Below are 20309 nucleotides of genomic sequence, written 5' to 3'. Positions count from 1 at the left end.
CTTTACTTACCTCCTTTAACTTGTTTTTTCGGTTTGACAAAGCGTTCGATAAGGTAATGAACACTGACAAAGAAGATAATAGACGCTGTTACAATGCTGACAAGCTCAGACGGTACCTGCGCCGCATTCATACCAGGGGCTCCAACTTGGAGAACACCAAATAGGAAGGCTGCAAAGAGAATACCAATTGGTGAGTTGGCCGCAAGCAGACTAACCGCCATCCCGTTAAACCCGACAGCTAATGATGCCCCTTGAACATAGACATTCTGGAAGGTTCCAAGCCCTTCAACAGCACCACCAAGACCTGCCAAGGCACCTGAAATAATCATTGATAGTATGATAGTCCGTTTTGCAGAAATACCAGCGTATTCTGAAGCATGTGGATTAAGACCAACCGCACGGATTTCAAAACCAAGAGTTGTTTTCTTGAGCATGAACCAAATGACTGCAACGGCAATGATGGCAAAGAAAATACCAATATTCATCCGCGAATTACCAGTCAACTCAGACAACCAAGGTGTCTGATAGGTTGCATTAGCCCCAACACGAATGGTCGAATCTGTACTTTGCATGAAGTCTTTAGGAAAGGCATGGATAAAGGCATTTCCTACATACAAGACAATGTAGTTCATCATGATGGTTACGATAACCTCTGATGTCCCTAGATAAGCTCTAAGTATACCTGGAATCGCTCCGACAATCCCACCAGCAATCAAGGCAATCACGATAGTTGCTAGAATCATCAAGGGACGTGGCATATCTGGATGCGACAAGGCAAACCAACCACTGAGAATCCAACCTGCCAAAGCCTGACCAGGAAGCCCAACGTTAAAGAAACCGGCGCGACTGGCAACGGCAAAACCAAGACCAATCAGGATTAGAGGCCCCATAGCACGGAAGATTTCTCCAATCCCACGCAGACTACCAAAGGCTGTATAGAACAATTCTTCGTAGCCCCAAATAGCATCATAACCGAAGATCCACATAACAATGGCTCCGAGTAAAATTCCTAGGAAGACAGAAATCAAGGGAACCGAAATTTGTTGTAATTTTTTAGACATCACTCTTCTCCTTTCCCAAGTTTCCACCCGCCATCAAGACACCTAGTTCTTGTTTATTGGTTGTTTCTGGTGATACAATACCTTGAATCTTACCATCGTGGATAACGGCAATACGGTCTGAGACGTTTAAAATCTCATCCAACTCAAAGCTGACAACAAGGACAGCCTTCCCGTTATCACGCTCTTCAATCAAGCGTTTGTGGATATATTCAATGGCACCGACATCCAAACCACGAGTTGGTTGGCTGACGATAAGGAGATCAGGATCTCGATCAATTTCACGAGCAATAATTGCTTTTTGTTGATTTCCTCCTGAAAGTGCAGCTGCAGGAACAAATTCACTGGCAGCACGAACATCAAACTCTTCCATTAACTTTTTAGCATAAGAAGTAATATTTGAATAGTTCAAAATTCCATTTTTACTATGTGGTTCTTTATAGTAGGTTTGAAGGGCAATATTTTCAGAAATCATCATTTCCAAAATCAAGCCATCACGGTGGCGGTCTTCTGGAACGTGCCCAACACTTAGTTCTGTAATTTGTCGTGGGTGCAAGCCTACAATTGAATTTCCTTTTAGCTCAATGCTACCAGATTCAACCTTGCGAAGACCTGTAATGGCTTGAATCAGTTCAGACTGACCATTTCCATCAATCCCCGCAATACCAACAATCTCTCCAGCACGAACATCCAAGGACAGATTTTTAACAGCTGGGACACCGCGGTTTTCATTGACCACCAAGTCTTTAATAGACAAGACCACTTCTTTTGGTTGAGAGGCTTGTTTCTCTGTTTTAAAGGAAACAGAACGTCCCACCATCATTTCTGCCAAATCAGCATTGGTAGCCCCTGCAATTTCGACGGTTTCAATTGATTTCCCACGACGGATAACTGTAACACGGTCAGAAACTGCTCGAATCTCGTCCAACTTATGGGTAATCAAGATAATTGATTTTCCTTCTTTGACAAGATTTTTCATAATAGCCATCAACTCATCAATTTCTGATGGAGTCAAAACAGCCGTTGGTTCGTCAAAGATAAGGATATCAGCCCCCCGATAAAGGGTTTTTAAAATTTCTACACGTTGTTGGGCTCCAACTGAGATATCTGCTACCTTGGCAGAAGGGTCAACAGCTAAGCCATAACGTTCAGAAAGAGCCTTGATTTCTTTGCTAGCTCCAGCGATATCTAGCACACCATTTTTAGTCAATTCACTACCTAAAATGATGTTTTCAGCCACTGTGAAGGCTTCTACCAACATAAAGTGCTGGTGAACCATTCCGATTCCCAAGCTAGCCGCTTTAGATGGTGAATCGAGATTGACAACTTGACCGTTGACCACAATTTCACCACTAGTTGGTTCAAGAAGCCCTGCTAACATGTTCATGAGCGTGGACTTACCAGCCCCATTTTCTCCTAAAAGTGCATGAATTTCACCTTTTCGTAGGTGCAGGTTGATTTTGTCGTTGGCAACAAATTCACCAAACACCTTGGTAATATCACGCATCTCAATGACATTTTCGTGTGCCATGTGCTCTTCCTTTCAGAGTCTTATTTTATTTCAATAAAACTTGCTAGTTTGTCTAGTAGCAAGCTTTACTGAGACAAAATGACTTTGTCTCAACTCTTAAAAAGCGGCCGATGGCCGCTTCCTAAGAAATAACTTCCATCCATTATTTTGCAGGAACTTTTACGCTTCCATCAAGGATTTTAGCTTTTGCATCTTCAACGGCTTTTTTACCTTCTTCAGAAAGGTTAGTTGTTACCAAGTCAACCCCTTTATCTTTCAATGAGTAAACGATCACTTGACCGCCAGGGAATTCACCTTTTTCTGCCTTGTTAGAAATATCTTTTACAGTTGTACCAACTTGTTTCAAAGTAGATGCAAGAACAAAGTTTGATTCTTTGCCATCTTTAGAAGTGTATTTACCTTCTGCTTCTTGGTCACGGTCAACACCGATAACCCAAACTTTTTCATTTTCAGGACGGCTTTCGTTGAGTGATTTTGCTTCTGCAAAGACACCAGCACCTGTACCACCAGCTACTTGGTAAACAATATCTGCACCGGCTGCGTATTGTGCAGCTGCAATTGTTTTACCTTTAGCAGCATCACCAAATGAACCAGCGTAGTCAACTTGGACTTTGATAGATGGGTCTACTGACGCAACACCAGCCTTGAATCCTGCTTCAAAACGAGAGATAACTTCTGACTCCTGCCCACCTACAAAACCAACTTGTTTTGTCTTAGTTGTTTTTGCTGCAGCTACACCTGCAAGGTAACCTGACTCATTATCAGCGAAAGTTACGCTCGCAACATTCTTTTGATCTTTAATCACATCATCAATCAAGACATAGTTCAAATCAGTGTGCTCTGCTGCTGCATCTTTAACTGCATTGTGAAGGGCAAAACCAACACCAAAGATTAGGTTGTAACTTCCAGCCGCTTGTTGCAAGTTGTTAGCGTAGTCAGCTTCACTTGTTGATTGGAAGTAAGTGAAACCGTTATCTTTTGAAAGATTGTGTTCTTTACCCCAAGCCTGCAAACCTTCCCAAGCTGATTGGTTGAATGATTTGTCATCAACACCACCAGTATCAGTGACGATTGCTGCTTTTGTCTTCACATCAGAAGATGAATCTGCCTTACGAGAAGAGCGGTTACCACATGCAGCAAGTCCAACTGCTGCCACTGCTACTAGGCCAAGACCTAGCCATTGTTTCTTGTTCATTACTGAACCTCCTAAATAAGATGTGCAACGATGTTGCAAGTATGGATTGGTTGGCCACAAGGACCGTGCCACTCAGAGAGCGACTCAGACTAATTTAAGTCTGTAAAAGAGTATGGAAGTAATTCCCCGACCGTCATCTCGACCGTCGATTTATCTTTTGCGACTAAGGTCACTTTTAGATCTTGTTCAAAAAATTCGACCATTACTTGGCGACAAGCACCACATGGTGAAATCGGTTTTTCAGTTTGACCATAAACAATCAGCTCTGAAAATTCTCTTTGCCCTTCGGAAACTGCTTTAAAAATCGCTGTTCTCTCTCCGCAATTGGTCAAAGGATAGCTAGCATTTTCGATATTCACTCCCGTATAAACAGTTCCGTCTTTGGCTACTAAAACTGCTCCGATAGGAAAGTGAGAATAGGGCACATAGGCTTTCTTGCTTGTTTCAATTGCTAGTTCAATCAACTCAGTAGTCGCCATTAGCCAATTCTCCTTTTAAAATGGCTACCCCAGCTGACGTTCCAATACGGGTCGCCCCAGCTTCCACAAAGGCAAGAGCATCTGCATAAGAACGAGCTCCGCCAGCAGCCTTGACTCCCATATCAGGTCCAACTGTTTCACGCATTAATCTAACATCTGCTACCGTAGCACCACCAGTTGAAAAGCCAGTTGAAGTTTTTACAAAGTCAGCTCCAGCTTTTTGAGCTAATTGGCAAGCCACAACTTTTTCTTGGTCTGTCAGAAGGCAAGCTTCAATAATGACTTTCACTAACTTGTCACCACTTGCTTCTACTACTGCGCGAATATCCAACTCAACCAAATCAAGATTACCTGATTTGAGAGCTCCAACATTGATCACCATATCAATCTCATCTGCACCATTTTGGATAGCTTCCTTGGTTTCAAAAGCTTTCACAGCTGAAGTTGTTGCCCCCAAAGGGAAACCTACTACTGTACAGACCTTGACATCTGTGTCTTCAAGCCCTTTTTTAGCATGTTCAACCCAGGTCGGATTAACGCAAACACTGGCAAAATCATACTCTCTAGCTTCAGACAACAAACAATCAATTTGATTTTCTGTCGCATCTTGTTTCAAAAGTGTATGATCGATATATTTATTTAATTTCATATTCGGATTCTCCTGCAGTTTATGAGATTATTTCTATAATTTCTCGTAAACTTTGCACGCTATCATTTATTTTAACATATTTTTGAAAATCTGTAACTAGCTGAGGAGAAATTTTTCCATTTGTGTATACTTTTGCAACAATTTCTCCCTTTTGAACGGAATCTCCAACTTTCTTTTCAAAAACAATTCCTGTTTCATAGTCTAAGGCATCAGACTTGACTGCACGGCCTGCCCCCAGTCTCATAGCATAAAGCCCAAATTCCGTAGCTGGAAGAGCTGAAATGACACCCGTTTCCTGAGCAGGGATTTCCACTACATGGGCTACATTTACAGGACGATAGAGGTCTTCCAAGTCTCCACCTTGGGCTCGGACCATTTCCTCAAACTTAGCCAGTGCCTTACCATTTTCAAGATGTTGGCGAACTTCTTCAACTGTTTTATTTACATTTGCCAAGCCAAGCATAATTTGAGCCAATTCACAGATGAAGTGGGTAATATCCTGACGGCCTTGCCCTTGTAAAATCTCCAATGCTTCAAGGATCTCCAGACGATTTCCAATCGCTCGTCCCAAGGGCTGACTCATATCCGTAATGACTGCTACCGTCTTTCGACCAACTGCCTTACCAAGCTCCACCATGGTTTGAGCCAATTCACGCGCCTCATCAACCGTCTTCATGAAGGCACCCTCACCGACAGTCACGTCTAGCAAAATAGCGTCCGCCCCTGCCGCAATTTTCTTGCTCATCACCGAACTCGCAATCAAAGGAATCGTGTCAACAGTTGCGGTCACATCACGTAGGGCGTAGAGAAGCTTATCCGCTTTGACAAGCTGGTCTGATTGCCCAATGACAGATACACCAATGTCCTGAACTTGATTAATGAAATCCTCTTGACTACGTTCTACTTGATAGCCCTTAATGGACTCCAATTTATCAATCGTTCCGCCAGTATGACCGAGACCACGACCACTCATTTTTGCTACAGGCACACCAAAGCTAGCAACAAGAGGAGCTAAAATCAAGGTCACCTTATCACCAACACCACCCGTAGAATGCTTGTCAACCTTAACCCCATCAATAGCGGATAAATCAAACTCTTGCCCTGTCTGAACCATTTTCATAGTTAGGTCAGAGATTTCTCGAGTCGTCATTCCTTTGAAATAAACAGCCATAGCAAAAGCAGACATCTGATAATCAGGGACAGTTCCTGACACATAGCCTTCTACCAGCCATTCAATTTCACTCGAAGTCAATTCTTGACCGTCTCGTTTTTTTTGGATTAAATCAACTGCTCTCATTCGTTCACACTTCTAAGGATATAGTATCCCTTATCTTTTTTGACGATTTCACAATTGCCAAACACATCTTCCATCTTGGACTTGGCACTTGGAGCCCCTTGTTTCTTCTGGATAACGATTGTTAAATCCCCACCAGTTTCCAAGAAATCTTTACTTTTCTCAATGATTTCATGAACCACTTGCTTACCTGCACGGATAGGGGGGTTGGCAATGACATGGTCAAATTTCCCTTCAACTTGTTCATAGATGTTAGACTGGAAAATCGTAGCTGCCACTTTATTTCGTTCAGCATTTTGTCGTGCCAAATCCAAGGCACGATTGTTGATGTCGACCATGGTCGCCTGAACTCCATAAGCCTTAGCTAAGGACAAGCCCAAAGGTCCGTAACCACAGCCTACATCAAGGACAGTTTCTCCTTGGTTGACCTCAAGACACTTGAGCAAGAGTTGACTTCCAAAATCAACCATTTTCTTGCTAAAAACACCCGCATCCGTTAAAAAGGTCATTTTTTGTCCCAACAATTCTACTCGCAACTCATGAATATCGTGAGCAGCGTCAGGATTTTCTGCATAATACATTTTACTCATGAAACTATTTTACCATAATTTAACGAAATATTAAATCGTTTCCAAGTAATTTGACAATACGATGTAGTTTGTTATTATTTTTCTAATCGAAAGAAACTTTTTCTATCAGATACTAGATGTTTTTAGTCCCAAAATATGCTATACTAAGATATCGAATCAGAAAGACAAACTTATGACCAACGAATTTTTACATTTTGAAAAAATCAGCCGCCAGACTTGGCAATCGTTACATCGAAAGACAACACCTCCTTTGACAGAAGAGGAATTAGAATCCATCAAGAGTTTTAATGACCAGATTAGCTTGCAGGATGTTACCGATGTCTATCTTCCCCTAGCCCATCTCATCCAGATTTACAAGCGTACCAAGGACGATTTGGCCTTTTCAAAAGGGATTTTCCTTCAACGTGAAAGCAAATCTCAACCTTTTATCATTGGGGTTTCTGGGAGCGTTGCCGTTGGAAAATCCACAACCAGTCGCCTACTTCAAATCCTACTGTCCCGTACACTTACAGATGCTAGGGTTGAGTTGGTAACAACTGATGGCTTTCTCTATCCCAACCAGACCTTGATTGAGCAAGGGATTCTAAATCGTAAGGGATTTCCTGAAAGCTATGATATGGAAGCTCTTCTCAACTTCTTAGACCGCATCAAAAATGGACAAGATGTAGATATTCCTGTCTATTCTCATGAAGTCTACGACATCGTACCTGAGGAAAAGCAAAGCGTCAAAGCTGCTGATTTTGTCATTGTTGAGGGAATAAATGTCTTTCAAAATCCACAAAACGAGCGTCTCTACATTACTGACTTCTTTGACTTTTCCATCTATGTTGATGCTGCAGTTGATGACATCGAGAGTTGGTATCTGGACCGTTTCTTGAAGATGCTGAGCCTAGCCCAAAACGACCCTGATAGCTACTATTATCGTTTTACACAAATGCCGATTGGGGAAGTGGAATCCTTTGCCCATCAGGTCTGGACCAGTATCAATCTCACAAATCTACAAAATTATATTGAACCAACTAGAAATCGTGCAGAAGTGATTCTTCATAAAACAAAGAACCATGAAATCGATGAAATTTACTTAAAAAAATAATTTTCCCTTGTCAAAACGTAAGTTTTCAGATATAATGGTATAGTTAGTAAATATGGAGGTAAGAACATTGGCAAACATTAAATCAGCTATCAAACGCGCTGAATTGAACGTTAAACAAAACGAAAAGAACTCAGCTCAAAAATCAGCTATGCGTACTGCTATCAAAGCTTTCGAAGCAAACCCATCTGAAGAACTTTTCCGTGCTGCTAGCTCAGCTATCGATAAAGCAGAAACTAAAGGTTTGATTCACAAAAACAAAGCAAGCCGCGACAAAGCTCGTCTTTCAGCTAAACTTGCTAAATAAGAAACAGTCCATAGAGGCTGTTTTTTTGTCCTCAAATAGGAAAAGGTAGAAAATGAAAATCGCAATTATCGGATATTCTGGTGCTGGTAAGTCAACTCTAGCCGAAAAGTTGTCTCACTGCTACTCCATCCCAAAACTTCACATGGACACACTCCAATTTCAACCTGGTTGGCAAAACAGTGACCGTGAATGGATGTTGGATGAGATGAAAAATTTTCTCACCAAGCATGAAGCTTGGGTTATTGATGGTAATTATTCTTGGTGTTTCTATGAGGAAAGAATGCAGGATGCTGACCAAATCATCTTTCTTAATTTTTCGCCATTGACCTGTCTCTTTCGAGCCTTTAAACGATACCTCACATACCGAGGCAAGGTCAGGGAAAGTATGGCTAAGGGATGCCCCGAGCAATTCAACTGGGAATTTATTCGTTGGATTCTCTGGGATGGGCGGAGCAAATCCGCTAAGGAACGCTACAAGTGGATTCAAAAAAACTATCCAGATAAAGTGGTCATCCTCAGATCACAAAAAGAGATAGACCAATTTCTAGATAAGAAAAGGAAGTCCTCCAATTCATAAAGAAGGGCTTCCTTTTTGGCTATAATTATTCTGCAATCAAGGTTTCCAAACCAACCTTCATCATATCGGTGAAGGTATTTTGGCGTTCTTCTGCAGTCGTGTCTTCATCTGGATTGACCAAACTATCAGAAATAGTCATGATAGAAAGGGCATCAACATGGTATTGAGCAGCAAGATAGTAAAGAGCTGCTGCTTCCATTTCCACAGCCTTGACTCCCCATTTACCAAGTTCGATGTTCTTTTCAAAGTAGTTTGAATAAAAGACATCAGATGACAAAACGTTCCCAACATGAGTTGTCATACCGAGATTTTTGGCAATATGATAAGCCTTATCCAACAAATCAAAGCTAGCGATTTGTGGGAAATCGTACTGTGGCCAGTCATTGCGGATGATGTTAGAGTTGGTTGCAGCTGCCTGCGCCAAAACCAATTCACGGACATGAACATCTTCATTCAAAGAACCAGCAGTTCCCACACGAATCAATTTCTTCACACCGTAGTCAACAATTAACTCACGCGCATAAATCGAAATAGATGGCATCCCCATCCCAGTTCCCATGACTGATACACGGTGGCCCTTGAAAGTACCAGTGTAACCAAACATGTTACGCACTTCGTTAAAACAAACAGCATCTTCAAGGAAATTCCCCGCAATAAACTTAGCACGAAGAGGATCCCCAGGAAGAAGAATTTTATCAGCAATTTCACCCTGCTGAGCAGCAATATGGATAGACATAATATAACATACCAAACCCGTCAAAAAGCAAAGGGAAAATAGGAGTTGGGTGCAGTGAGCGATGCTCGCTAGACCAACTATCTTTTTCCCACTGCTTTTAGGGTGGGTTCAATTCCTTTCTTTCTTAATTTTGATGATATTGAGAAGATTAGAGCGGCTTTTATTCAAATCCGAACTCCCTTCTCTTCTGAGTTTTTAGAAAAGTTTTCCGCTCGTGTTCAAATCAGAACACACGCTCTACCTTTCTTTTTTGTATATTTAGGATAGCGACAGAGAGCAAAGTAAAAATAGAAAACTGACGAAGCATCTCAGAGGCTAGACAGTTTATCTTTTTTACACCGTTCTCCTCCCGTATTCAGTTCAATGAATACAGTTAACCCATCCTTTCTTTTATTGTTATGAAAAGTTTTCCGCTCGTGTTCAAATCAGAACATCTCGCTCTACCTTTCTTTTTTATTTTTATATTTCATAGCTAGGAAAAATCGGATTCAATCAAGATTCCAATAGGCCTACTTCATTTTTATTAAAACAGTTATTGATAAACTGACAATAGTTTTTAATCTTTTAAGTTAAATCCTTAACTAGAAGAAATGGGCATTTCCTACCTAATTACTTTATTCTTTGACTTCTGACACAGTATGCTAGCACAAGGAAAGCGGTCTAACATTTTTGCAAATTCATAGGCTAAAACAGCTGTTACTAAGAGATACGGAAGAGAATCTATACCTAGCCCAGTGAAACCTATAACTAATCCGGTTGCAGAAATGGGTGCCCTCAAGGTCACAGATAAAAAGCAAACAGATCCCAAAAGTAAAACGGTTGGCTGACTGTCCAAACCTAGAATCACGCCCAAGAGACCAGCTCCAGCCATCCCCAAGGCAAAAGATGGTGTAAGAGTACCACCATAGGCCCCTGCCCACAGGATAATAAGAACGACCACTGCTTTTAGGAAAAACATGAGAAGCACTGTTTGACCACTGCTACCATTTAAAATTTCCTGAGCCATCATGCGTCCATTGCCAAGTAGATGTGGAAAGGAACTTGCAAGACCAACAAGAAAAAGAAAAGCTGAGGGCAATGTGAGAAGTATTCGTTTATCTTTTATTCTGTTTGAAGACGCTGCCTTACTTAAGCGACCAAAAAGCCAAGCTAGTGGGGTTAAGAAAAGAAGTAATAAGGGAATAATCCATATTTCCTTTAATGACCATGTGATGGCTGGAATCTGGTAGAGAGTCTGATCTGAAATAACCAAGCCTGCTATATAGGTTGAAACATAGGTAGTCAAACCGACTAAGACAAATCGTTTAATAGATAGAGCAATTCCTAGAGTTTCAAAAACAAAGAAAACACTTGTTAATGGAACCTGATAAACAGCCGCTAAACCAGCACCAGCACCACAAGCAAGGAGAAAGATACGATCCTTCATAGACAGTATACATATTTTTCCAATTTGTCCTCCAAATAGAGTTCCAATCTCTCGTGGTGCAGCTTCTTTGCCAATAGGTGCTCCCCCTCCAACTGCAATGATCTGCCAAATTGAATGAAATAGCTGTTTTAGAAAATGAAGCTTGTATTGTGAAGTCTCATCCTTCATCTGAGCTTTGATGGAATAAATCTTCGACCCTTTTTGCAAGAAATACCAGACCAAGGATGAACCAAGACCCACGATTATTAAACTTAGTCCTATCCGTGAGGAGGAAACTCCATCTGTCAAAAATCCACTATGATGCTCTGACTGACCAAAAGCTAGCTCCTCCACCATCTCTAAAAGATAATGGAGAACTATACCAGATAAACCCGAAACTATTCCTTGCAGAATTACTGCTATGAATAATCTAAAATTATAAGGGATTTTTCGAAAAATACTCCTCAATTCTATTAACATGATTACAATTCTGCAAGAATCGCTTTAAGCAAGCCTTTGAAGTCGCCTTTGACACGTTCGGTTACTTCTACAACTTCTTCGTGGTTGAGTTCTTCTTGGAATCCAGCTGCAAAGTTAGTAATACATGAAATTCCCAGAACTTTCAAGCCTGAGTGGGCTGCCACAATAACTTCAGGAACAGTCGACATACCAACTGCATCTGCTCCCAGTGTCTTATAGGCACGAATTTCTGCTGGGGTTTCATAAGTCGGACCAGTAACACCGATATAAACACCTTCGTCAAGCTTGATACCAAGTTTCTTAGCCACTTCATGGGCAGTAGCACGGTATTCTGGTGTGTAGGCCTTAGACATATCTGGGAAACGAGGACCAAAATCATCCAAGTTTTCACCCATCAATGGATTTTGCCCCGTCATATTGATATGGTCTGAGATAGCCATCAAGGTACCAGGACCAAATCCAATACCACCAGCTGCATTGGTTACAATGACACCTTCACATCCGAGAACTTTCATGACACGAACTGGGAATGTCACCACTTCCAGAGGATTTCCTTCGTAGAAATGGAAACGCCCTTGAAGAGCTAAGACCTTGCGACCTGCCAGTTCCCCATATACTAATTTACCAGCGTGACCGACTACTGTTGAACGGCCCCAGTTTGGAATCTCAGCATAGTCTACTACAACTGGATTTTCGATTTCTTCTGCCAATTCTCCCAGTCCTGACCCAAGGATTAGACCGAACTCAGGTGCTTGGATTCCCTTGTTTTTCAGAAAAGCAGCTGTTTCTTGGATCTTATCTAAAAATGTCATTGTGTATCTCCTTTATTATTTTTTAGCATTTGACCGATTTTGTCAAAAGTTTTGGCAGTACGAATGGTGATGTTGCGATAAAAAGGCATCTTGAGCAAGTACTTATGATAGGCAGTTGCATAGAAGGATTCCTCAGAGAATTTCCCCCAGAAAATCCCAAGTCTTCCAAAATGAACGATTTCATCTTTCAATTCCAAACTTTCAACTGTCTCAATGACTTGAGCCACATCCAATCCCTCCGTGTAAAAGAGGACATCCTTTCGTGCCAAATCTTTGGTCCACCAAGCTGGTAGATTCTCCACTTCTACTTCATAGTCTTCTTGACTCAGTAAAGAAAAACTTTGAATAAATGGATAACGGACTTCAAAGAAAGCCTCTAACTTTTCAATCAATTGGGATTTTGAGTCTGTCGAAGTAAAGAAAACATTGCCACTGTTGATGTAGGTCTCAACCTTTTCCAGTCCGAAGTCTGTCAATTCTTGACGAATCTCCGCCATAACGACCTTATTCTTACCACCAACATTGATGCCTCTCACTAGCAAAGCATAGCGAGTCATCTTACACCAATTTATCTAAGAAACTTTCCCCAATCATGGCAGTTTGAACACCAAAGTTATCCGCAACTGTCGCTGAGATATCTGCAAAATGTCCGACTGGTAGCAAACCGTTCCCTTTAAAGGCAGGGCTATAGGCCAATAATGGAATATATTCACGAGTGTGGTCTGTTCCTGCGTAAGTTGGATCGTTCCCGTGATCCGCAGTAATCAAGAGAAGGTCATTCTCTCTCATGGCTGCGATAATTTCAGGCAAGCGTTCATCAAACTCATGCAAACAATCACGGTAACCATGAGCATTGCGACGGTGGCCGTAAAGGGCATCAAAGTCAACTAAGTTTGTGAAGGAGAATCCTTTTTCAAACTCAGCAAGGCCCATAGTCTTCAATAGTGTATCAATTCCATGGCTATTTGACTTGTTATGGCCCATGTCGTGGTTGATACCAGCACCGTTAAATATATCATTGATTTTACCAACAGCGTAAGTATCGATACCAGCTTCATTCAATTTATCCAAAACAGTCGGTGCAAATGGAGAAACGGCTAAGTCACGACGGTTTGCTGTACGAGTGAAGTTTCCAGGCTCACCAACATAAGGACGGGCAATGATACGACCTAGAAGGGCAGGACGCTCAAGTGTAATTGAACGAGCGTATTCACAGATACGGTACAATTCGTCCAAAGGAATAATATCTTCGTGGGCAGCAATTTGCAAAACAGGATCAGCTGAAGTATAGATAATCAACTCTCCAGTTTCCATTTGACGTGGTCCAAAATCATCGATAACAGCTGTACCTGAGTAAGGTTTGTTGGCTTCACGAATGACCTTACGTCCTGAAAATTCTTCAATTTTCGTCAAGATTTCTTCTGGGAATCCATTCCAGAAAGTATCGAAAGGTTCTGTAATGTTAAGGCCCATGATTTCCCAGTGTCCAGTCATGGTATCCTTACCAAGAGATACTTCTTCCAATTTTGTTGCATATCCTGTTGGATTGCTTTCTGCAGGTACAGTCTTAAGAGGAGTTTCTCGAGGAATATTTCCTAGACCGATTTTAGCCATGTTTGGGACATTCAAACCAACTGTTTTTGAAATGTGTCCCAGTGTGTCAGAAGCTCCATCTGGAACCCCTGCATTGACAAAGTTATTAGCATCTGGTGCAGCACCGATTCCTACAGAATCTAGTACCACCAAGTGAATACGATTAAATTTTGGCATAGTATGTCTCCTTATTACTTAGATTAGTTTGCTTTTGTTGAAGTTAAAATCTGAACTCCATCTCGTCCAGCAACGATGACCTTATCCACCATTTGGTTGAATAAGCCATGCTCCACGACGCCAACGACATGGTCCAATTCTTGCCCGAAGGCAATTGGATCTTCAATGACATCCAAGGCAAGGTCAATGATAAAGTTCTGCATATCGGTCACAAAACGTTGGCCGTCTTTTTCACGGAAACTTGGTTTGTAGCCAGCTCGCTCAAAACGACGAAAGACCTGTTCTGCGCCATACTGAACCACTTCCACAGGCAATTTAAAAGCACCTAGTTTGTCTACCAGCTTGCTTTCATCCACCACCCAAATATATTCTTTTGAGGGCGTTGCCACAACCTTCTCCATCAGAAGGGCACCACCACCACCTTTGATTCCATTAAAATGACTATCCACTTCATCCGCCCCGTCGACTGTCACATCGACAAAGTCTACTTGGTCAATAGACTTGAGCGGGATATTAAGCCCTTCAGCCTGTTTACTAGTCACACTAGAAGTCGTTACAGCTGTAATCTGCAACCCTTCTTCCTTGATCCGACGACCGATTTCTTCGACAAAATAATAGGCAGTAGAACCCGTTCCCAGTCCGACAACCATCCCATCATTGACAAACTCAGCAGCCTTGATGCCTGCCATTTTCTTCAGATTTTCCACTCAAACACCTCCATTAAAGAGCTACTTTTATTATAACATGTATCCGTTTTTATTTCATGGATACACTAGAAAAACCCGAACATTTTTATTTTTATGTCCACCTTGTTTTGGTAGTTAGAATCTTAGATATGAGAACTTGTAGATAAAACAGGTCCTAGCCAAAAGCAGCAACAGTTGATTTTTTATCATAAAGATGGTTAAATAGTTAAGTACAGAAAAGGAGAAATAGGATGAACCCATTAGATTTGTTTAATCAAGTAAAAGAGCTAATCGAAACAAAAGATTTCGAAGCTGCAAAAACATTTGTTGCAGAAAATCAAGAACAGCTTGGAGAATACTTCTCTCAAGCTCAGCAGTTGATTTCTGGTTCTGAAGGTCTAGATGGCCTCGTTGGAAAGATTAAAGGATTTTTCTAAAAGATATAAAGGCGTCTGAAACGATCAGGTGCCTTTTTGAGATATTTTTTTCATTATTTTGGGAAGATGACTGCTGATTTCCGTCGGCAAGACCACATAATGTTCTTGAGCTAGTTCTTGAGCAATAGCTGAATGAAGATGGGTCGCTACTGTCACACATTCGTAGAGACTGGCCTGTCGAAATTGGCCTGCAAATCCTGCGATCATCCCAGCCAGAGTATCTCCCATTCCCCCAGTCGCCTGATAGGGACCACCAACCTGTAACTGGTAATAATCAGATTGGCCAACTTGCCAAATACGAGTAGCTGGACCTTTCTCCACCAAAATTGTTCCTTGATGCAAGGAAGTCAGGGCACTAGCGGTTGTAGCTTCGCTTTGATTCTCAATAGCAATACCAGACAGCTTTTCCCACTCTTTTTGGTGGGGAGTTAGGATAAGCTGGTTAGACAGAAATGACAAACTTGTCCTAGCAAGAATAGTCAAAGCACCCCCATCTACAATCAAAATCTGATTCTTTTTTAAGCTAGCAAAGACCTGTTTGACTAGATCTTCTCCAAAGGCATCGTCTCGTAAACCAGGTCCCAGTAAGACAACTTCTGCCTTCTCCAATTGCTCTTGTAACAATTGCTGGTCTTGAAGAGAAAAGGCCATAGCCTCAGGTAAATGGCTGTGCAGAGCTGGAATATTTTCCCTGTCCGTTCCGACGGTCACCAATCCTGCACCGCTTTTTACAGCTGCTAAAGTAGCCATGATAATGGCACCACCATAAGGATAAGTCCCACCAAGCAATAGCAGACGACCGTAGTCTCCTTTATGACTGGTACGAGAACGCTCAATAATGACTTTTTCTAGTAAGGTTTGATCAATCACTTTCATAGTTTTTTCCTCAACTATCCTTTATCTGATTGTTTTAAAACAACTTGATAGACTTTCTTAGTCCACTCTTCTAAGTCTTCTCCAGCATAGTCAAGATAATGCACCCTATCTTGTATTTTAGTTGGAATAATATTTTCAAATTGGCTCTTATTATGAGTTGGAATAATGCAAATATACAACTCACTAAATAAATTCAACATGTCCTTAATTTTTGCAACATGGTAGCCATCAAAAATATAACCAGTAACTTTAATCAAATCTGTATAGATAAAATGAAAACTCACTCCAGGAATAAACTTGTCTTGTAATTCTTTCTCTGAAGGAGCTCGACCTAATAAACGCTCCATCGCTAATCGATAACCAGAACTTGTATTTGACCACCCTAACATGACATAGTCAAAATAATCTATCGGATCCGATGCAGCATTTCTACTATCCAAAACCAACTCCTCAGCATCTCGCCCAAAGGCTTTCACAGCAGATAAGAGCTGACCTGTTTTAAAGATAGAAATCGCTGCATCTATAGTCGTAGTATGACTACAGTAGTCTGAAGTCACTAACCTCTTATGTAGATCATAAGTCGAGGCTACTCTTTTATCTGTAGGGGTAAATGGTGGCAGAAAGGGATGCTGACAGATGTAATCTAAAATTTCTTTTTTTAAACAAGAATCAGCACACTCAATACTTGTTTGACGTTTATGAAGTTTTTCGTAAGCTATAAATTTAGCAATTTTTTCTAATTCCCACTCTTGAATATTTGGATAATCAATTAGTGCTAAGTAGTATATTCCATCCCATTGTAAACTATACTCCCCATTATAAATTTTTAAAATCATCTAATCACCTCACTCCATTATACAACAAAAAGGAGGCACACACCTCCTTTTGTAATCTTATATCTAAAATTTAATATTCATTTCTGCCATTTTAAATATAGTTATAGAAAATACACTCTCTTCAGCGAATGTTTCTCTTATTTTCTATCCAATGTCCGAAGTGCTGCCTGATAGGTTTGCTCCATCAGCATGGTAATGGTCATAGGACCGACACCTCCAGGAACTGGCGTAATATGGCTAGCAAGTGGGGCAACTGCCTCATAATCAACATCCCCACAGAGCTTACCATCTTCATCGCGGTTCATCCCGACATCGATGACAACTGCACCTGGTTTTACAAAGTCAGCAGTCACAAACTTGGCACGACCGATTGCAACAACCAGAATATCTGCTTTAGCAGCCACCTTGGCAAGATTATGAGTACGTGAATGGGTCAAAGTCACTGTAGCATTCTTTGCCAAAAGAAGCTGGGCCATAGGTTTTCCAACAATATTGGAACGACCGATGACGACCGCATTTTTACCTTCCAAGTCAATCCCGTATTCATGGAACATTTCCATAATTCCTGCAGGTGTAGAAGGAATCATGACTGGATGACCAGACCAAAGACGCCCCATGTTTAGGGGATGGAAACCATCTACGTCCTTTTCAGGATCAATAGCTAATAAAACTGCCTCTTCGTCAATATGTTTTGGTAATGGTAACTGGACCAAAATTCCATGCCAAGCTGGATCTTGATTGTATTTGGCAATCAAGTCTAACAATTCCTCTTGAGTAATGGTATCTGGAACTCGCACAACTTCACTACGGAAACCAGCCGCAAGGGCTGACCTCTCCTTGTTCCGAACGTAGACTTGGCTGGCAGGATTGTCCCCAACCAAAATCACTACCAAACCAGGTAATAGCCCCGTTTCTTCCTTTAATCTTTCAGTCTTTTCAGCCAGCTGTCCTTGTAACTTAGCTGCTAGAGCCTTTCCATCAATAATCTGTGTCATATCACTTCTCTTTTCTTTCAAATATCTTCCATTATACCAAAAACTGTTGGTCCCCTCTAACACTTCTTTCCTAGGCTATCTTATAGTTTCAAACTATAAGAAAAAGCTCGAGTCGAGCTTTTCATTAATCTATACTTTACATGTAATGCTAGCTACAAATAGCTCCACAAAGCTAACTTATAAAACCTTACTCAAGAAGTCCTTAGTTCGTTGTTCTTGGGTTTGTTCAAAAATCTGTTCTGGTGTTCCGTCTTCAACAACCACACCGTCTGCCATAAAGATGACACGGTCTGCCACTTCACGAGCAAATCCCATCTCATGTGTTACGATAACCATAGTCATCCCTGACTTGGCAAGATCTTGCATAACAGCCAGAACTTCTCCAACCATCTCAGGGTCCAAAGCTGAAGTTGGCTCGTCAAAGAGCAAAACATCAGGTTCCATAGCTAAACCTCGCGCAATAGCAATCCGCTGTTGCTGCCCACCTGACAAACTCTGTGGATAAGCAGCTGCCTTATCTGGTAAACCAACTTTTTCCAAAAGTTCCTGAGCTCTCTTCTCTGCAACTTCCTTCCTTTCACCTTTAGTCTTGATAGGAGACAAGGTGATATTTTCCATCACAGTCATATTAGGAAAGAGATTAAATTGTTGGAAAACCATCCCCATCTTCTCACGCATGGCAAAGAGGTCATTCTTCTTGTCCGTAATATCAACTCCCTCAAAGATAACCTTCCCTTTGGTTGCTTCTTCCAACAAATTCATAGAACGAAGCAAGGTAGATTTCCCGCTTCCTGAAGGACCGATAATAACAACAACTTCACCTCTTTTAATCTCGAGGTTGATGCCCTTCAATACTTCATTCTTTCCAAAGGATTTATGTAAATTTTCAATTTTTATCAAGGTTTCTGTCATTATTTTTTATCTCCTTGTCCCATACGTTTTTCAAAAGCTTTCAAGGCTACTGTCAAAATAGAAGTCATAATCAAGTAATAAAAGGCTGCAAATAAAAGTGGTGTTAAAGGTAGATAGGTTGTTGTAGAAACTGTTGTAGCCCCATTCCACAACTCCATGACACCGATAGCTGATAAGAGGGAACTATCCTTGATAATAGTGATAAATTCGTTCCCCAATGCTGGCAAAATATTTTTGATAGCTTGTGGCAAAATCACATAGCGCATCGCATTTTTAGGACGAATCCCTAAAGAATAGGCCGCCTCTAACTGCCCCTTAGGAACCGCATTAATTCCGGCACGAACAGTCTCAGAAACATAAGCACCACTGTTCATTGAGATAATCAAAATCCCTGGAATCAGACGAGAAAGATCAACACCCAAAATCCCAACCTGAATAGTCGGAGCATTGATGTGCATAAGGGCAAAGGCAATCATAATCTGAACCATCATCGGTGTCCCGCGGAAAATCCAAACGTATAAGTTGGCAAGCCAAACAAGCGGTTTAAACTTTGAACGTTGCCCAAAAGCCAAGACAACCCCCAAAATAGTTCCCAAAAAGACAACACAGATAGAAATGAGAACCGTCACGACAGCCCCATAGTTAAAATAAGGTAAATACTTTGGTAAAAAAGAAAAATTCATAGTCACACTGCTTTCTAAAATAGAATACTGTATGATTATAACATGAATTGAATTAAAATTCAAATCTTTTGTCTAATTTATTCAAAAAATCTTTCAGCTGGTAGAATTAGCGAGAAATCTTAGTTTTTTCTAGTCAATTTGGCCTCCTTTATGGTAAAATAGTAACGATAAGAAATGAAGGAGAATCAAAATGGAATCACATTTGGTTAGAATCATCAACCGCCTTGAAGCAATGGCAAAAGACGGCGGAAATTTAAAACGTAATTTTGAACGCGAAGGAGTTGTTGTTGCAGAAGTTGCATACAGCCACGACGAAGAAAACGGCTCAATCTTTACCCTTCGTGATGTCGAAGCTCGCGAAACTTATACGTTTGACAGCATTGACTTGATTGCAATGGAGATTTACGAACTCCTTTACTAATACAAAACAAGCTGGGTTACACCCTGCATGTCTAACCAAAATCCTTTTTGTCTCACAAATAGGATTTTTTTAGTCCAAATTCACAAAAATTTTCATTATAACAACTTCTCAAAGCTGCAATCTTTTTACTTGCTTTACACCCCAATCCTGTTATAATGAGAGTATAGAAATTTGACTATTTTTGACCTTTAAACGGGTCAGCCTAAAGAAAGAAATGAGGTAGATGTATGCTTTGTCAAAACTGTAAAATAAACGACTCAACAATTCATCTTTATACCAATCTTAATGGAAAGCAAAAACAAATTGACCTCTGTCAAAACTGCTATAAGATTATCAAAACAGATCCTAATAATAGTCTCTTCAAAGGTATGACAGATTTGAACAATCGTGACTTTGATCCTTTTGGTGATTTCTTCAATGACCTAAACAATTTTAGACCTTCTAACAACACTCCTCCGACTCCCCCAACCCAATCAGGTGGAGGTTACGG

23 protein-coding genes and 1 pseudogene are annotated in these 20309 nt (G+C 40.9%); 6 read left to right on the top strand and 18 right to left on the bottom strand.

Features of this window, described 5'->3' with window-relative positions:
- Positions 1-2: 2 nt before the first annotated feature.
- The 7 genes from MK480_RS05205 to MK480_RS05175 all read right to left on the bottom strand — a co-directional run bounded on the left by MK480_RS05205 (position 3) and on the right by MK480_RS05175 (position 6796).
- Entirely contained in the window at positions 3-1061 is a 1059-nt protein-coding gene (locus MK480_RS05205) for an ABC transporter permease (protein ID WP_261011660.1), read from the bottom strand.
- Positions 1054-2589 carry an ABC transporter ATP-binding protein gene (locus MK480_RS05200; RefSeq protein ID WP_218493531.1) on the bottom strand — a complete coding sequence of 512 codons (1536 nt, stop codon included), beginning with the start codon at positions 2587-2589 and terminating at the stop codon, positions 1054-1056. Before MK480_RS05200 ends, MK480_RS05205 begins: the two co-directional genes overlap by 8 nt.
- A gap of 142 nt (positions 2590-2731) precedes the next feature.
- Positions 2732-3784: a BMP family lipoprotein gene (locus MK480_RS05195; RefSeq protein WP_049543026.1), complete on the bottom strand. Its 1053-nt coding sequence runs from the start codon at positions 3782-3784 to the stop codon at positions 2732-2734.
- A gap of 89 nt (positions 3785-3873) precedes the next feature.
- Entirely contained in the window at positions 3874-4263 is a 390-nt protein-coding gene (locus MK480_RS05190; RefSeq protein ID WP_261008802.1) for a cytidine deaminase, read from the bottom strand.
- Positions 4250-4912 carry a deoxyribose-phosphate aldolase gene (deoC, locus tag MK480_RS05185; RefSeq protein WP_261008803.1) on the bottom strand — a complete coding sequence of 221 codons (663 nt, stop codon included), beginning with the start codon at positions 4910-4912 and terminating at the stop codon, positions 4250-4252. Before deoC ends, MK480_RS05190 begins: the two co-directional genes overlap by 14 nt.
- Before the next feature lie 19 nt (positions 4913-4931).
- Complete coding sequence (locus MK480_RS05180; RefSeq protein WP_261081920.1) at positions 4932-6209, bottom strand: pyrimidine-nucleoside phosphorylase; 1278 nt, start codon at positions 6207-6209, stop codon at positions 4932-4934.
- Positions 6206-6796 (bottom strand): class I SAM-dependent methyltransferase, encoded by a 591-nt coding sequence (locus MK480_RS05175; protein WP_326845940.1) that lies wholly within the window; start codon positions 6794-6796, stop codon positions 6206-6208. The genes MK480_RS05180 and MK480_RS05175 overlap by 4 nt, the downstream gene beginning before the upstream one ends.
- Positions 6797-6968: 172 nt before the next feature.
- On the opposite strand from MK480_RS05175, the gene coaA reads away from it, so the two are divergent.
- From coaA to MK480_RS05160, 3 genes are all read left to right on the top strand, one after another.
- Positions 6969-7889: a type I pantothenate kinase gene (gene coaA / locus MK480_RS05170; RefSeq protein WP_124787327.1), complete on the top strand. Its 921-nt coding sequence runs from the start codon at positions 6969-6971 to the stop codon at positions 7887-7889.
- Between the two features lie 67 nt (positions 7890-7956).
- Complete coding sequence (gene rpsT / locus MK480_RS05165) at positions 7957-8193, top strand: 30S ribosomal protein S20 (RefSeq protein WP_001274000.1); 237 nt, start codon at positions 7957-7959, stop codon at positions 8191-8193.
- Positions 8194-8245: 52 nt separating this feature from the next.
- Positions 8246-8770 carry a DNA topology modulation protein gene (locus MK480_RS05160; RefSeq protein WP_268707293.1) on the top strand — a complete coding sequence of 175 codons (525 nt, stop codon included), beginning with the start codon at positions 8246-8248 and terminating at the stop codon, positions 8768-8770.
- Positions 8771-8795: 25 nt separating this feature from the next.
- Here MK480_RS05160 and deoD read toward each other — a convergent pair whose 3' ends face one another.
- From deoD to rpiA, 6 genes are all read right to left on the bottom strand, one after another.
- Positions 8796-9506: a purine-nucleoside phosphorylase gene (deoD, locus tag MK480_RS05155; protein ID WP_268707292.1), complete on the bottom strand. Its 711-nt coding sequence runs from the start codon at positions 9504-9506 to the stop codon at positions 8796-8798.
- A gap of 601 nt (positions 9507-10107) precedes the next feature.
- The gene (locus MK480_RS05150; protein ID WP_268707291.1) at positions 10108-11391 is read right to left on the bottom strand and encodes a chloride channel protein; all 1284 of its coding nucleotides are present in this window, start codon (positions 11389-11391) and stop codon (positions 10108-10110) included.
- A 2-nt stretch (positions 11392-11393) separates the two neighbouring features.
- Positions 11394-12203 carry a purine-nucleoside phosphorylase gene (locus MK480_RS05145; protein ID WP_268707290.1) on the bottom strand — a complete coding sequence of 270 codons (810 nt, stop codon included), beginning with the start codon at positions 12201-12203 and terminating at the stop codon, positions 11394-11396.
- Complete coding sequence (locus MK480_RS05140; protein WP_268707289.1) at positions 12200-12760, bottom strand: DUF1697 domain-containing protein; 561 nt, start codon at positions 12758-12760, stop codon at positions 12200-12202. The genes MK480_RS05145 and MK480_RS05140 overlap by 4 nt, the downstream gene beginning before the upstream one ends.
- A 1-nt stretch (position 12761) precedes the next feature.
- Positions 12762-13973 (bottom strand): phosphopentomutase, encoded by a 1212-nt coding sequence (locus MK480_RS05135; RefSeq protein ID WP_261239678.1) that lies wholly within the window; start codon positions 13971-13973, stop codon positions 12762-12764.
- Between the two features lie 23 nt (positions 13974-13996).
- On the bottom strand, positions 13997-14680 hold the full coding sequence (rpiA, locus tag MK480_RS05130) for a ribose-5-phosphate isomerase RpiA (protein ID WP_261239679.1): 684 nt from the start codon (positions 14678-14680) through the stop codon (positions 13997-13999).
- 230 nt (positions 14681-14910) lie between these two features.
- Here rpiA and MK480_RS05125 point away from each other — a divergent pair, with 230 nt between their 5' ends.
- Positions 14911-15096 (top strand): hypothetical protein, encoded by a 186-nt coding sequence (locus MK480_RS05125; protein WP_001068558.1) that lies wholly within the window; start codon positions 14911-14913, stop codon positions 15094-15096.
- Between the two features lie 24 nt (positions 15097-15120).
- On the opposite strand, the gene MK480_RS05120 is transcribed toward MK480_RS05125, so the two are convergent.
- The 5 genes from MK480_RS05120 to MK480_RS05100 all read right to left on the bottom strand — a co-directional run bounded on the left by MK480_RS05120 (position 15121) and on the right by MK480_RS05100 (position 19398).
- A complete protein-coding gene (locus tag MK480_RS05120) occupies positions 15121-15972 on the bottom strand; it encodes an NAD(P)H-hydrate dehydratase (protein WP_268707288.1) in 852 nt (283 codons plus the stop codon).
- A gap of 14 nt (positions 15973-15986) precedes the next feature.
- On the bottom strand, positions 15987-16808 hold the full coding sequence (locus MK480_RS05115) for a hypothetical protein (protein ID WP_000601057.1): 822 nt from the start codon (positions 16806-16808) through the stop codon (positions 15987-15989).
- Positions 16809-16945: 137 nt separating this feature from the next.
- Entirely contained in the window at positions 16946-17803 is an 858-nt protein-coding gene (locus MK480_RS05110) for a bifunctional methylenetetrahydrofolate dehydrogenase/methenyltetrahydrofolate cyclohydrolase (RefSeq protein WP_268707287.1), read from the bottom strand.
- Positions 17804-17980: 177 nt separating this feature from the next.
- The gene (locus tag MK480_RS05105) at positions 17981-18715 is read right to left on the bottom strand and encodes an amino acid ABC transporter ATP-binding protein (protein WP_268707286.1); all 735 of its coding nucleotides are present in this window, start codon (positions 18713-18715) and stop codon (positions 17981-17983) included.
- Positions 18715-19398, bottom strand: coding sequence for an amino acid ABC transporter permease (locus tag MK480_RS05100; RefSeq protein ID WP_001011642.1), 684 nt, complete (start codon positions 19396-19398; stop codon positions 18715-18717). Before MK480_RS05100 ends, MK480_RS05105 begins: the two co-directional genes overlap by 1 nt.
- 190 nt (positions 19399-19588) lie before the next feature.
- Here MK480_RS05100 and MK480_RS05095 point away from each other — a divergent pair, with 190 nt between their 5' ends.
- A complete protein-coding gene (locus MK480_RS05095) occupies positions 19589-19819 on the top strand; it encodes a DUF1797 family protein (protein ID WP_000443570.1) in 231 nt (76 codons plus the stop codon).
- Positions 19820-20046: 227 nt separating this feature from the next.
- Positions 20047-20309 (top strand): annotated as a pseudogene (locus MK480_RS05090) (ATP-dependent Clp protease ATP-binding subunit); the annotation flags it as partial.

The sequence above is a fragment of the Streptococcus mitis genome, from assembly GCF_026782895.1.
In the GTDB taxonomy this organism is placed as follows: domain Bacteria; phylum Bacillota; class Bacilli; order Lactobacillales; family Streptococcaceae; genus Streptococcus; species Streptococcus mitis_CB.
This window is presented reverse-complemented; position numbering and strand designations above follow the sequence as displayed.

Excerpts from the sequence above, each read along its gene's own strand:
- MK480_RS05195 (WP_049543026.1), bottom strand. The coding sequence starts at position 3,784 with ATGAACAAGAAACAATGGCTAGGTCTTGGCCTAGTAGCAGTGGCAGCA.
- MK480_RS05125 (WP_001068558.1), top strand. The coding sequence starts at position 14,911 with ATGAACCCATTAGATTTGTTTAATCAAGTAAAAGAGCTAATCGAAACA.
- deoD (WP_268707292.1), bottom strand. The coding sequence starts at position 9,506 with ATGTCTATCCATATTGCTGCTCAGCAGGGTGAAATTGCTGATAAAATT.
- MK480_RS05095 (WP_000443570.1), top strand. The coding sequence starts at position 19,589 with ATGGAATCACATTTGGTTAGAATCATCAACCGCCTTGAAGCAATGGCA.
- coaA (WP_124787327.1), top strand. The coding sequence starts at position 6,969 with ATGACCAACGAATTTTTACATTTTGAAAAAATCAGCCGCCAGACTTGG.
- MK480_RS05180 (WP_261081920.1), bottom strand. The coding sequence starts at position 6,209 with ATGAGAGCAGTTGATTTAATCCAAAAAAAACGAGACGGTCAAGAATTG.
- MK480_RS05160 (WP_268707293.1), top strand. The coding sequence starts at position 8,246 with ATGAAAATCGCAATTATCGGATATTCTGGTGCTGGTAAGTCAACTCTA.
- MK480_RS05115 (WP_000601057.1), bottom strand. The coding sequence starts at position 16,808 with ATGATTTTAAAAATTTATAATGGGGAGTATAGTTTACAATGGGATGGA.
- MK480_RS05145 (WP_268707290.1), bottom strand. The coding sequence starts at position 12,203 with ATGACATTTTTAGATAAGATCCAAGAAACAGCTGCTTTTCTGAAAAAC.
- MK480_RS05150 (WP_268707291.1), bottom strand. The coding sequence starts at position 11,391 with ATGTTAATAGAATTGAGGAGTATTTTTCGAAAAATCCCTTATAATTTT.
- MK480_RS05100 (WP_001011642.1), bottom strand. The coding sequence starts at position 19,398 with ATGAATTTTTCTTTTTTACCAAAGTATTTACCTTATTTTAACTATGGG.
- MK480_RS05140 (WP_268707289.1), bottom strand. The coding sequence starts at position 12,760 with ATGACTCGCTATGCTTTGCTAGTGAGAGGCATCAATGTTGGTGGTAAG.
- MK480_RS05105 (WP_268707286.1), bottom strand. The coding sequence starts at position 18,715 with ATGACAGAAACCTTGATAAAAATTGAAAATTTACATAAATCCTTTGGA.
- MK480_RS05110 (WP_268707287.1), bottom strand. The coding sequence starts at position 17,803 with ATGACACAGATTATTGATGGAAAGGCTCTAGCAGCTAAGTTACAAGGA.
- MK480_RS05135 (WP_261239678.1), bottom strand. The coding sequence starts at position 13,973 with ATGCCAAAATTTAATCGTATTCACTTGGTGGTACTAGATTCTGTAGGA.
- MK480_RS05200 (WP_218493531.1), bottom strand. The coding sequence starts at position 2,589 with ATGGCACACGAAAATGTCATTGAGATGCGTGATATTACCAAGGTGTTT.
- MK480_RS05205 (WP_261011660.1), bottom strand. The coding sequence starts at position 1,061 with ATGTCTAAAAAATTACAACAAATTTCGGTTCCCTTGATTTCTGTCTTC.
- deoC (WP_261008803.1), bottom strand. The coding sequence starts at position 4,912 with ATGAAATTAAATAAATATATCGATCATACACTTTTGAAACAAGATGCG.
- MK480_RS05120 (WP_268707288.1), bottom strand. The coding sequence starts at position 15,972 with ATGAAAGTGATTGATCAAACCTTACTAGAAAAAGTCATTATTGAGCGT.
- MK480_RS05190 (WP_261008802.1), bottom strand. The coding sequence starts at position 4,263 with ATGGCGACTACTGAGTTGATTGAACTAGCAATTGAAACAAGCAAGAAA.
- MK480_RS05175 (WP_326845940.1), bottom strand. The coding sequence starts at position 6,796 with ATGAGTAAAATGTATTATGCAGAAAATCCTGACGCTGCTCACGATATT.